Below are 13,171 nucleotides of genomic sequence, written 5' to 3'. Positions count from 1 at the left end.
TGTCTTCAAAGGTCTATACATACCTTTAGAGACAGCCCCTGCTGTTATTATTTGATGCCTGAGATCGCGTAGTTCTCGATAATATGCTTCTGGAAGAAGATAAAGATGATGATGATAGGCACAACCATAAAGGTTGATCCAGCCATTTGGAGGGCATAGTTGCCGCCGTATTGCCCTTTGAGCAATGACAGGCCAACGGAGAGAGTGTAAAGCTTCTCATCGTTCGCGATAATAAGCGGCCAAAGGAAGCTGTTCCATCCGCCAATAAAGGCTAATATGCCTTGTACCGCAAGTATCGGCTTCGAAATAGGAAGCACGATTTGCATGAACGTCCGGAATTCACTTGCACCGTCAAGACGGGTTGCTTCCAGCAGCTCATCTGGAATGGTAGCCATGAACTGACGGAACAGGAATATACCGAAGGCGCCGACAAGTCCGGGCAGAACGATACCGATCATCGTATTCGTCAGATGCATTTCATTTAGGATTAGATAGACTGGAATCATCGTCACCTGACCAGGAATCATCATCGTAGCAAGTACGATATAGAACAAGTTATTACTGCCTTTGAATTTGTACTTCGCGAAGCCGAAACCAGCCATCGCATTCAGGAATAAGCCAATAAAGGAGAAGAAAACGATAATTAGCGTATTTTTCAAATAAACGCCAAAGTTCATATTCTCAAACAAGTTCTTGAAATTTTCCGTCGTGAAGCGTTCAGGCAGTAAGGTAGGCGGGATATTCTGTATCTCGCTCTCTGGTTTAAAGGAAGAAAGGATCATCCATACGAAAGGAAGGATGACCAATACCCCGCCGACCGCGAGGCATATGCCTAGTATCCACTTGAGCGCTTTTTCGCCTTTTGAGGCGCTTGACGCTTTTGCTTGCGAACTCATCCATTACACCTCCGTTTGGATTATAGATCCGTTTCTTTATTTTGAAATCTGAATTGTACGAGCGTAATAATAATGATTGCGATGAACAGGACAAATGATCCTGCTGCCGCGTATCCGAAGTTGCTAAGCTGGAAGCCGTTCCGATAAATAAACAGGGCCACAGATGTTGTGCTGTCGAGTGGACCACCGTCGGTCATAATGAATGGCTCTTCGAAAAATTGCAGCCAACCGATCATGGTAGTGATCGATACGAAGAAGATCGCGAAGCGCAGCATTGGAATCGTGATGTAAGTCAGCTGTTTCCATGTGCTGGCACCGTCGAGCTGAGCCGCCTCGTAATAAGACTTCGGAATACCTTGAAGCGCGGCAATGAAGATGATCATATTGAGACCGATCCCTCTCCATACCGCCATCAGAATAAGCGATATTTTAGCCATGACTGGATCTTGAAGCCATGGAACCGTAGGCAGATTAATCGAATCAAGAATATAGTTGAGCAGACCGAAAGCCGGATTGTAAAGGAAACCCCATACAACAGCAACGGCAACAACGTTTGTAACTGATGGCATATAATAGACGACGCGGAAAGCTTTAAATGCACGGTTTGCGCCGAAATTAATCATGATCGCAATAGCAAGTGAACATAAGATAACAAGTGGAACACCGATGATCACGTAGAACAACGTATTAAGTATGGCTTTTACGAAAATAGGATCAGCCAGCACGTCTACATAGTTTTTGAATCCGACGAATGAAATATTGGACCAGTCAGCAAGGCCTGCCAAGTCCATGTCCGTAAAGCTTATTATTAAGGCTACAAGGATCGGCAATAACGAAAATAAGGTAAGCAAAATAAGCGTTGGAGCGATAAAGAAATACGGTGCCTTACTCTGAGAGATGCCTTTCATAAACGACCCTTCCTTTGCTATGAGCGCCTGGCTTTATCCATTTCTAATGGAACCGGCAGCGGCTCTGTTCCAGAACCGCTGCCGGCGATGGCGATCATTATTTATTCAAAATTTGTTCAGCTTTGGCGTTGAAGCTGTCAAGTTCCTTCTTAATTTCAGACTTGCCGCGGTAAATTCTCTCGAATGTCGATAGCACGTTTTGAGCAATTTCTTCCCATGGCTTGATAAGCGGCATAGGCTCCGAGCTGTTCAACTGCTCACCGATAACTTTTACATTAGGATCTTTAGTCAAAGCTTCGTTCTCCCATGCTTTTTTCGTGGAAGGAAGCGAGTTTGTAAGCTCCAGCCATTTCAGCTGTGTCTCAGGCTTGCTCATGTAAGCAAGGAATTTCAAGGCTTCTTCTTTGTGCGTTGTATGTTGGAAAATAGACAAGTTAGAGCCGCCTAGAGAAGAAAGGTTGTTCTTTTTCTTAGGAAGTACAGCTGTTGCCCATTTGCCTGCAAGCTCAGGTGCTTGGTCATTGATTAGTTTAATCATCCAAGGTCCGCTGATGAACATTGGCGAGATGCCTTCACCCTTAAATGCAGGGATAATATCCATACCTAGATCAATCGGTGCAGAGCCGTCTTTGAAGAAGCTGTCCAAATATTCAACGGCTTCAACGAATTCTGGTTGGTTGAATTGTGGTTTGTTGTTCTCGATAAGCTTCGAGCCGTTTTGACGAGCGAACATGAATAGTAGCGATTGTTCTTTAACATCAAGGCTGATGCCGTATTTGTTTTTGCCGCGAGCTTTAAGCTTTGTTGCAGCATCTTTAAGCTCATCCCATGTTTGTGGAGCTTTATCGTAGCCTACTTCTTTCAGTAGATCTGTACGGTAGTAAAGTACGCGAGTGTCGATGTACCAAGGTACGCCTACAGTTGCATCTTCGTATTTAGTTGTTGATACCGATCCTGGGTAGAAGTTTGCTTCAGCAAGTTCTGGATATTCAGTTACGTAAGGAGTGATATCCATAAGCGCTTTAGCGGATGCAAACTCAGGAATCCAAGTTGTTCCCATTTGAAGCACGTCTGGACCTTTTTTGGAAGCGACAGCCGTCAATAGCTTGTCATGTGCCGTATCCCAAGGAAGTGCTTGTACATTGACCTTAATGTTAGGGTTCTCAACCATGAATTGCTCTGCAATCTTCGGCAAGGATTTGGCTTCTTCACCCATCCCCCATACGTTGATGGTTACTTTATCGTTTGCTGCTCCTTCATTGCTGTTGTTGCTTCCGCAAGCAGTGAGGGCGCCGATAAGTAGCATAGAGCTAGCTAGTGCAGTTGCTACTGATTTCTTAAACATTAATTATTCCTCCTGTGTGAATGATTGTTATCAGTACTATGCTGTGAATCCGTGCAAGTTATGCACGCAGGCGGCTGTTGTTTGCCGTATATATAAGCCTAAGCTGGGTGTAGATGAGCAGGTAAATGTTACATTCCCTGCCGCAGCAAAAACGTTCGCCACAAGTAAATAGAAATACTATTTGATGTGGTGAAACGTTTCTATAAACAAAATATATTACCGTTTACAACTTTAGAACCAGACCTGCTTATTGATTCGAAACGTTTCGACATCATTATAGATCAAAGTTTTAACGGGTTCAAGCGTTTTTTTATTTCATGAAAATAGTCTCATATTAGTAATATAAACGTTTCTATTAAAGATGAAACAGCAATTGACGACTCTTTTTGAATTGTTTATAATCCAAATTAGGAATCAATAGAAACGTTTCGATTGTTAAAAATATTGGCCATAAGACATAAGCGTGGTAAAGACAGAAGGACCTGTAAACATTAACGATAAGAACGATAAATTTGATTGGCTATTACGAGGAGGAACACGGATATGGAAAAGCAACCTGCGGCTCTTCTAAAGCTCATGACGCTTGAGGAGAAGATCGGGCAGCTGCTGCAGCTGGCGACGCCATTCTTTGAAGGCGCGGATGGACAAATTACCGGACCGATGGCTGAAATGGGCGTAACGGAAGAAACGGTTCGCAATACAGGCTCCGTGCTTGGCTTAACAGGAGCGAGGGAAGTCATTAACATACAGAAGCAGCATTTGGCGAACAACCGCTTAGGCATTCCGCTTCTAGTGATGGCGGATATCGTCCATGGCTACAAAACGATCTTTCCTGTACCGCTGGCAATCGGCTGCTCATGGGATATGGAGCTGGCGGAACAAAGTGCCGAGATCGCTGCTAAGGAAGCTGCTGCGGCAGGCGTACACGTTACGTTCGCTCCGATGGTCGATCTCGTAAGGGACCCAAGATGGGGCCGAGTCATGGAATCGACAGGCGAGGACCCATATTTGAACAGTGAATTCGCCAGAGCCTTCGTAAGAGGCTTCCAAGGAAAAGACCTTGCAAATGATATTAACCGCGTGGCAGCATGCGTAAAACACTTTGCCGCATATGGAGCTGCAGAAGGTGGACGCGACTATAACACGGTTGATCTGTCTGAGCGTCAGCTTCGCGAGTTTTATTTGCCTGCTTATAAAGCGGCGCTGGATGAAGGCTGCGAAATGGTCATGACGGCATTCAATACAGTGGATGGCATTCCAGCTTCAGGAAACAAGTGGCTGATGCGTGATCTTCTTCGCGGCGAATGGGCGTTTGACGGTGTGCTAATCTCCGATTGGGGCGCAGTAAAAGAGCTGATCCCGCACGGTGTTGCAGCGGATGAATCGGAAGCGGCAATGAAGGCGATCAAAGCCGGCGTCGATATTGAAATGATGACGACCTGTTACACGGATCATTTGCAGCGGCTTGTTGAGGAGAATGAAATCGATGTTGCATTGATCGACGAAGCTGTACTTCGCATTCTGGAGCTGAAGCAGAAGCTGGGCTTGTTCGATCAACCGTATCGTGGTGCGAATGAAGAGCGTGAGCAGGAAATTGTAGGCTCCGCAGCACATCGCAAGGCTGCGCGTGAGCTGGCTCTTAAATCCTGTGTCCTCGTAAAAAATGAGGGAGTTCTTCCGCTTGGACGCGAGCAGAAAATTGCTTTGATTGGTCCTTTCGCGGCTAGCGGCGATATTCTTGGACCTTGGTCTTGGCTTGGCTCCAAGGAAGAGGCGGTTCAACTGGCAGCAGGCATCGCAAGCAAAGTAGATGCATCATTGTTGTCTGTGACAGAAGGCTGCGGTATTGAAGACGCAACGGATGAGCAGTGGCAAGCGGCATATGCTGCAGCTAAAGAAGCAGATATCGTGGTGCTTGCTTTAGGTGAGCATTCGGATATGAGCGGAGAAGCGGCTAGCCGGTCGAATATTAGATTGCCGCAGGTACAGCTTGAGCTAATCGCTCAGCTGAAACAGCTAGGCAAGCCGATGGTGACTGTCCTATTTAACGGACGACCGCTTGATCTGCACGGTGTAATTGATCAATCGGATGCCGTGTTAGAGGCGTGGTTCCCAGGTACGGAAGGCGGTGCTGCCATTGCGGAATTATTGTTTGGCGAGTCGGAACCGACTGGAAGACTGTCGATGTCCTTCCCTCATTCCGTAGGCCAAGTACCGGTTTATTATAACCGGTTCAATACGGGAAGGCCGCAGGGCGCACCTGATGCGCAGGTGAAATACGTATCTCAATACTTGGATGTTCCGAATGAGCCGCTGCTGCCGTTTGGTTATGGGCTTGGTTATACAACCTTTACCTACAGCGGAGCGAAGATGGCGATGGATACGATGAGTGCTTCTAAGCCATTACATGTAAACATCACAGTAACGAACACTGGGGCTCGTGCTGGTGAGGAAACCGTACAGCTGTATGTACGCGACATGGCGGGGGATGTTGTCCGTCCGTTACAAGAGCTAAAGGCATTCCGCAAGGTGATGCTGCAGCCAGGAGAGAGCAAAGAGGTCTCGTTTACGCTGGAGGAAAAACAGCTGCGTTATTATCATGCTGATCTAACCTTCACAAGCGACCTTGGTGACTTTGAACTGTACATTGGGCCAAACAGCCGCGATGTAGAAACGCTTAAATTCAAACTAAGCAAATAGAAAGGCAGTGAGAAGAAGATGGAAGCTATAGTGAATGCGTTGAAAGCGATGAATAAATTGCAAATAAAAGCAGGAGAGCTGACGTTTGATTTTTTAAGCAGCGGAGACCTTGCGCAAGCTGTCCATAAAGGAACGATGCTGAATCAAGTGGTGTCGAACAATGTAGATGGTTCGCTTAACAATCTTTACTTGCGCATGCATACCGAAGAAGGGATTTCTTATGAGCCTTTGCTTGGGATTCATTCGTCAAGCCGCATGTCAGCGGTGGATGGTCGTCTGCTATGGGAAGGGACTGCATTTGATGGCATCGCCTATCGCGTAGTCTTCACATTAACGAACCATGGCATCTGGTTCTGGGATGTAACCGCACATTCGCAAGGAAAAGAAGCGAAGATCGACATCACTTATGGACAAGACATTGGACTCGCAGATATTGGCGCAGTGCGGTCGAACGAAGCTTACATGTCGCAGTACGTTGACCATAAAGCTTTTAAAGATAAGAAGCTGGGTTATGTTCTTTGCTTCCGCCAGAATCAGCCGATGCAAGGATCATTTCCTTACATGCAGCACGGTGCACTAACAGGAGCAGCCAGCTACTCAACGGACGGATTCCAATTCTTTGGTCTTAGCTATAAAGAAACGGACGTGCCGGAAGCACTTGGCAAGGTTGAACTAGCGAATGAGGTTTATCAATATGAATTCACTTATGCGGCGCTTCAAGCTGAGCCTGTCTTGTTGAAGGATAAAGCTCGCTTTGTATTTTACGGCATGTTCAAGGCTGATCATCCATCAGCTGTGAGTGAAATAGAGTTCAGCGCTGAAATTCAGAAGGCTTGGGAAGAAGTTGAGCGTTCGAATGAGACCGACTTCGCTGCGGCGGCAACACCTGTAGCTAAGTCTGAGGTTGCAAATGCGATTGGAACGCCAGTACGCACGGCATCAATGACGATGGAGGAAGTTAACGCTTATTTCCCTAACCGTCATCAGGAGGAATGGCAAGACGGCAAGCTGCTGTCTTTCTTTACAGAGAGCCATGAGCATGTTGTGCTTAAGGAGAAGGAGCTGCTAGTTGAGCGTCCGCACGGTCATATTCTAATGTCTGGCGGCAATGACCGCATGACAGAGGATGTTATGACGACAACTTCCTATATGTACGGTATTTTCAACTCACAATTGCTAGTAGGCAATACCAGCTTCCACAAGCTGTTTACGAATGCGCGCAATGCGCTCAATAATTTAAAGACATCTGGACAACGCATTTATGTCGAGTTGGAAGGTTCATACCGCCTTCTTACTATGCCTTCGATGTTTGAGATCGGCTTTAACTATGCTCGTTGGTTCTACAAAACAGCAGATGACACAATCATCATTACAAATTATACAACGGTTGATTCGCCTGAGGTACGCCTTCACCTTCGTTCGGAAAAAGGACAGGCTTACCGCTATTTAGTTACGAATCAAGTATCCATGAATAACAATGAATACGAGCTGCCGTTCCATATGGAGCTGGAGGACGGCGTATTTACTTTCAAGGCTGACCAAGCTTCTATCAGCGCTCCGATCTTCCCTAATCTGCAATATCGGATGTTCGTAAGCGGGGCAGACATGACTGCAGGCGATGAAAGCTTGCTTGTTAGCGGTACGGCATCAGGCTCAGCATCGCTCGTGGTGATGCAGCTTGGCCAAAGTGCGGAATGGACAATTACGATGCAAGGTCTCTTGCGTGGCGAGGCATTGCCGAAGTCAGAGCGGAAGGCAGAGCTTGAAATCGAGCGCTACCGTGAGTTTTTCCGTCATGTGATGAATGGCTTCCGCTTATCCGCTGAGGGTACTGAAGCAGCTTCAGCTGAGCTGGATAAAGTGAATGCATTGGCATGGTGGTACACGCACAATATGCTCGTTCACTACTCTGTGCCTCATGGCTTGGAGCAATACGGCGGTGCAGCATGGGGAACGCGCGACGTTTGCCAAGGACCGACTGAGTACTTCATGGCTATGAACAAATACGAGCAGGTTGCTGAAATCTTGAAGACCGTTTATTCCCATCAATACGAGGATGACGGCAATTGGCCGCAATGGTTCATGTTCGACAAGTATTTCCACATTCAGCAAGAAGAAAGCCATGGCGATATTATTGTCTGGCCGCTGAAGGTGCTTGGTGACTACTTGGCAGCAACAAAGGATTATAGCATTTTGCAGGAGCGTGTTCCTTATACGGTCCGTCATAAAGGCGAATTCACGACAGAATCTGCGACGCTGCTTGACCATGCGATGAAGGAAATTGCCTATATGAAGAGCCACTTCCTGCACGACACGTATTTGTCTTCCTATGGCGACGGAGATTGGGATGATACGCTGCAGCCGGCTAATGCACAGCTTAAGCAATATATGGTCAGCAGCTGGACAGTAGCGCTTACGTATCAGGTTATCGCACAGTTTGGCCGCGTGCTGGAGGAAGTTGATGCTGTTCAGGCAGCCGAGCTTAAGGAGCTGGCATCAGCTATTCAAGCGGACTTTAACCAGTATATGCTGCAACAGGATGTCATTCCTGGCTTTGTATACATGGAGGAGCCGGGCGATGCGAAGCTGATGCTTCACCCGACTGACACAACTACAGGCATTCAATACCGCTTGCTTCCAATGACACGCAGTATGATTAGCGAATTGCTTACAGAGGAGCAAGCAGCTGAGCATTACCGTGTTATTAAAGAGCAGCTGTATTGCCCAGATGGCGTACGGCTGATGAACCGTCCTGCACAATATGCAGGCGGCGTAAGCACTAACTTTAAGCGGGCAGAGCAGGCATCTAATTTCGGCCGGGAAGTCGGCTTGCAATATGTTCATGCTCATATTCGTTATGTTGAAGCAATGGCGAAGCTAGGCAAGACGGATGAAGTATGGCAAGGTTTACTCATGATTAATCCGGTTGGATTGCGTGATGTTGTTCCTAATGCAGAGCTGCGTCAAAGCAACTCTTACTTCAGCAGCTCCGACGGCAAGTTCAACAACCGTTATGAGGCGCAGGAGCGTTTCGGTGAGCTTCGTGAAGGAACTGTGCCTGTTAAGGGCGGCTGGAGAATTTATTCGAGCGGTCCCGGAATCTATATGAACCAATTGATTTCGAATGCCCTCGGTATCCGTCAGTCGGAAGGTAATCTGGTTATCGATCCGATTTTGCCAGCTAAGCTGGATGGCATGCAATTCGATTTCATGTGGAACGGCTTGCCGATTACTTTTGTTTATCGCCTTAGCGATGCAGGACAGGTAACGAAGGTCATCATTAACGGTAAGGAAGCGGAAGGGAAGCCTTCAGCTAACCGTTATCGTGTAGGTGGAGTACAAATTTCCGAAGAACAATTGAAAGCTAATCTTCATTCGGAATCGAACCGAATCGAAATATTTATGTAAGAAGCAGACTGGCGGTCTCCAAGAACCGCCAGTCTTTGTGATATAGTGAAGGAACAATGAAAGATAGGAGCGAATGCTGTGGTTAGTATTAAGGATATCGCTAAACAAGCGGGGGTCTCGATCTCGACGGTATCTTACGCGCTTAACGGCAGCCCCAAGGTGACGGATGAGACGACAGCAAGAATATTGGCTGTTGCCAAGGAATTAAACTACATCCCGAACGCTGCTGCAAGGTCGCTCAAGACGAGAGAAACAAAAATTATCGGTGTCTTTCTTACCGACTTCAGCGGCGCATTCTACGGCGATCTCTTGCAAGGAACAAAGGAGATTTTATCGGAAAAGGGCTATGATCTGATCGTGTGCAGCGGTAAGCAATCTCATCGGATGCTGCCCGAGCGAATGATCGATGGTGCGATTATACTGGACGAGACGTTTGGCAGTACTGAGCTGCTGAGCTACGCGGAGCGCGGGCATAAGCTGGTCGTGCTGGATCGTGAACTGCAGCACTCGAACATCAATCAAGTGCTGCTCGATAACAAAGCAGGGGCGAGGCTGGCAGCCGAATATTTGATCGAGCAAGGCCATCGGACTCTTTATGTAGTGACTGGCCCTAGCGGCTCTTATGATTCAAGGCAGAGGCTGCAAGCTGTTACGCAAGCGGTGGAACGATCCGCTGGCGTTAAGCTGACTGTAATTGAAGGAGATTTCAATAAATCGGCTGGAGAGCAGGCTGCAGCGACAATTATAGCTGAGAACAGCGGCACGGCTGCGGCAGTGTTTTGCTTCAACGATGAGATGGCTATTGGTATGTTCAATTATTTGGCGGCGCATCATCCTGATATTCGGATTGGTGAACATATTCATATCGTTGGGTTTGATAATATGGAGCTGGCTTCTTACACTCAGCCGCGCTTATCTACGATTGATTATTCCAAGCGCAAATGGGGGGCTCTAGCTGCCGAACAGCTGATCAAGCTGATCAGCGGCGACGAAGTGGAGCATGAACGGATTTATGTTTCTCTTATTAAAGGGAATTCGGTCAGGCCGGCCAAAGAAAGCTAAATGGAAGCCATCGACGGCGGAGCGGTTTGAGGTGAAATCTCAAGCCGTTCTATTTTTTGAGAAGCATGCCTGTTATCGTTGATTCAAAAAGATTTGGCATAAGCGTTGACAACTGTTTCAAAATGTATTATCTTTAAATCAAGATAAATTAATTAAAGATAAAACGGCGCAGAGAGGAGTGATCATCATGGCAAATGAAAAACAAAATGATTCATTAGCTCTCTTCATTGCGCTGTCTAGAGCGAGCCAATGGGTGAATGCCCATGCGGATCGTGATATTCGTAAAAACGGCTTGAACCGCACGGAGTTTGGAGTGCTTGAATTGCTCTATCACCGCGGACCGCAGCCATTGCAGCAAATCGGTGAGAAAGTGCTTATGAGCAGCGGAAACATTACTTATGTCGTAGATAAGCTGGAGAAGAAGCAAATGGTACGCCGGAGAGCTTCGACTACGGATAGACGCCTCATTTATGCAGAACTAACCGATGAAGGCAAACAGTTCGTAGAGGATGTATTTCCTGCTCACGAAGACGCTATCAAGCAAGCGGTAAATGGGCTGACAGCAGAAGAGAAGCAATTGGCGAGCAAGCTGCTTAAGAAGCTAGGAAAGTTTGCTCAGGAGCACTACAAGTAGCGGGTTTAACTAGCTGTAAAGGTGTAATCACGCGTATGGGCGTTTGTTGCATATCAATGATGGCTGTTATAAGGTAGCAGCGATCATTTATGCATACCATATATCTTAAAATAGAGATTCTTTAAATAGTGGTAAAAGAAGAGCTGTGATGCAAGCAGTAGTTTAAACATTAAAAACAAAATGGAGGAGTTTACATTGAGTATTGCTTTGGGATTATTGGTTGTTCGTGTCGTTGTAGGCCTATTGTTCGTAGGGCATGGTGCACAAAAGCTGTTTGGCTGGTTTGGCGGTTATGGTCCAAAGGGAACAGGCGGCTGGATGGAGTCGATTGGCATTAAGCCAGGGGTTGCTATGGCTGTTGCCGCTGGATTGATGGAACTAATCGGCGGCCTATTATTCGTCGCTGGTCTGCTTACACCTCTTGCTGCGGTATTGATCGTGCTTACTATGCTTGGTGCTATAGTGAAGGTGCATGGTCCTAACGGAATATGGGCAACCGCAAACGGTTATGAATATAATCTTGTTCTCGTAGCCATTGCTATAGGCATCGCATTAACAGGCGCTGGTGAATACTCCATTGATGCGCTTATTGGCTAATCAGAAGTGGGGTTAGTTACATTACTTTTCATATTCCTATAAAATAAGGAGTGTCATTACCATGACAAATCAAACAGCTGGTATTCACCATATAACCGCTTTTGTTAGAAACGCTCAGACGACGGCAGATTTTTATTCAGGCGTATTAGGTCTAAGGTTGATTAAGAAGACGATTAACTTTGATGCGCCAGAGGTTTATCATTTATATTTTGGAAATGAGATCGGAAGTCCAGGCACTATTATTACGTTTTTTCCTTGGGAGAATTCACGCAAAGGCAAAATTGGCGGAGGCCAGGTGGGTATAACCACTTATGTAGTTCCCGCAGGTGCATTCGGTTTTTGGAAAGAGCGTCTAGCTAAGCTTAATATAGATTTTGCTCAAACATCAAGATTTGGAGAGCAGTATTTGCAATTCGAAGATCCTGATGGTTTAAAGCTTGAGATCGTAGCTAGGGAGCAAGGAGAGGATAGTAAATGGTCGTTTGGCGGCGTTCCGGCGCAGCAAGCGATCAAGGGTTTTGGCGGTGCCGTATTATACACGACGGCTTCGGCTAAAACCGCGGAGCTCCTTGTTAACGTGATGGGACTGGAGAAAGTCGGGGAAGATGAAGGTTATGCTCGTTTTAAAGCAACAGGTGATCTGGGCAATCTAATTGACATCAATGTAGAGGATATGGAACACGGACATGGAGGAGCTGGCACCGTTCACCATATCGCTTGGCGGGCAAAAGACGACGCGGAGCACGCGCTATGGAGAAGCCACGTCGAGAGCCATGGCTTCCAGCCTACTCCGATCGTGGATCGCCAATATTTTAACGCGATCTATTTCCGTGAAGCCGGCGGCATTTTATTCGAGATTGCTACAGATCCACCGGGCTTTGCTCGTGATGAAGAGCCGGAGCATCTCGGTGAAAAGCTGATGCTGCCGGAATGGTATGAGGAGCATCGTACGCAAATTGAGCAATTATTGTCACCATTTGAAGTAAGAGTATTGGAGGAGGACAAATGATGAAACATATATTCAAACAAGGAACAGATGCAACTGCACCAGTACTGCTGCTCTTGCATGGAACGGGTGGAACCGAGCGGGATTTGCTTCCGCTTGCTGAGCTGGTCTCGCCTGCTTCGTCCGTGCTGAGTGTCAGAGGAAATGTGCTCGAGAATGGTATGCCGCGTTATTTCAGACGTCTTGCTGAAGGCGTATTTGATCTAGAGGACCTTAAATTCCGCACGCAGGAGCTTAATGATTTTCTAGATCAAGCCGCAGTAGAATATGGATTCGACCGCAATAATATCGTGGCGATCGGTTATTCCAATGGAGCTAATATCGCAGGCAGCCTATTATTCCACTATCAAGGTACGCTTCACGGAGCGATCTTGCATCACCCGATGGTGCCGATTCGGGATGTTGATCTGCCTGACCTAGCTGGCGTACCTTGTTTCATAGGTGCGGGCTCGAATGATCCGCTTTGCACGCCTCAGGAGACGGAGGAGCTGGACCGTTTGCTGCAAGCAGCGGGGGCTCAGGTTACGGTACATTGGGAAACATTTGGACATCAGCTAACGAGTTCAGAGGTAGCTGCCGCAGCGGCTTGGTTTAACGAAACCTTTAAAGGTTAAT

The 13,171-nt window shown here is 46.9% G+C and carries 10 protein-coding genes; 7 read left to right on the top strand and 3 right to left on the bottom strand.

The window, feature by feature from the left end; genetic code table 11:
* Positions 1-47: 47 nt before the first annotated feature.
* From AC1DPK_RS04930 to AC1DPK_RS04920, 3 genes are all read right to left on the bottom strand, one after another.
* Positions 48-896 carry a carbohydrate ABC transporter permease gene (locus AC1DPK_RS04930; protein ID WP_076266419.1) on the bottom strand — a complete coding sequence of 283 codons (849 nt, stop codon included), beginning with the start codon at positions 894-896 and terminating at the stop codon, positions 48-50.
* Between the two features lie 20 nt (positions 897-916).
* Positions 917-1,804 (bottom strand): carbohydrate ABC transporter permease, encoded by an 888-nt coding sequence (locus AC1DPK_RS04925; RefSeq protein ID WP_076266418.1) that lies wholly within the window; start codon positions 1,802-1,804, stop codon positions 917-919.
* 97 nt (positions 1,805-1,901) lie between these two features.
* Positions 1,902-3,149 carry a sugar ABC transporter substrate-binding protein gene (locus AC1DPK_RS04920; RefSeq protein ID WP_477509520.1) on the bottom strand — a complete coding sequence of 416 codons (1,248 nt, stop codon included), beginning with the start codon at positions 3,147-3,149 and terminating at the stop codon, positions 1,902-1,904.
* Between the two features lie 543 nt (positions 3,150-3,692).
* Between AC1DPK_RS04920 and bglX the strand changes: the two genes are divergently transcribed.
* The 7 genes from bglX (at position 3,693) to AC1DPK_RS04885 (ending at position 13,170) form a co-directional block, all read left to right on the top strand.
* Entirely contained in the window at positions 3,693-5,849 is a 2,157-nt protein-coding gene (gene bglX / locus AC1DPK_RS04915; protein WP_477509519.1) for a beta-glucosidase BglX, read from the top strand.
* A gap of 18 nt (positions 5,850-5,867) precedes the next feature.
* Positions 5,868-9,257, top strand: coding sequence for a GH36-type glycosyl hydrolase domain-containing protein (locus AC1DPK_RS04910; protein ID WP_477509518.1), 3,390 nt, complete (start codon positions 5,868-5,870; stop codon positions 9,255-9,257).
* A 78-nt stretch (positions 9,258-9,335) separates the two neighbouring features.
* Entirely contained in the window at positions 9,336-10,319 is a 984-nt protein-coding gene (locus tag AC1DPK_RS04905) for a LacI family DNA-binding transcriptional regulator (protein ID WP_441912982.1), read from the top strand.
* 187 nt (positions 10,320-10,506) lie between these two features.
* Positions 10,507-10,953, top strand: a complete 447-nt coding sequence (locus tag AC1DPK_RS04900) for a MarR family winged helix-turn-helix transcriptional regulator (protein WP_477509517.1) — start codon at positions 10,507-10,509, stop codon at positions 10,951-10,953.
* 195 nt (positions 10,954-11,148) lie between these two features.
* A complete protein-coding gene (locus tag AC1DPK_RS04895) occupies positions 11,149-11,550 on the top strand; it encodes a DoxX family protein (protein ID WP_372238955.1) in 402 nt (133 codons plus the stop codon).
* Positions 11,551-11,611: 61 nt separating this feature from the next.
* Entirely contained in the window at positions 11,612-12,559 is a 948-nt protein-coding gene (locus AC1DPK_RS04890) for a ring-cleaving dioxygenase (RefSeq protein WP_477509516.1), read from the top strand.
* Positions 12,559-13,170: an alpha/beta hydrolase gene (locus AC1DPK_RS04885; protein WP_477509602.1), complete on the top strand. Its 612-nt coding sequence runs from the start codon at positions 12,559-12,561 to the stop codon at positions 13,168-13,170. The genes AC1DPK_RS04890 and AC1DPK_RS04885 overlap by 1 nt, the downstream gene beginning before the upstream one ends.
* Position 13,171: the final 1 nt, after the last annotated feature.

This window comes from Paenibacillus sp. 01T424, assembly GCF_056398745.1.
Note: the sequence above shows the minus strand (reverse complement) of the source record. Positions and strands in the feature narration are given on the sequence as shown.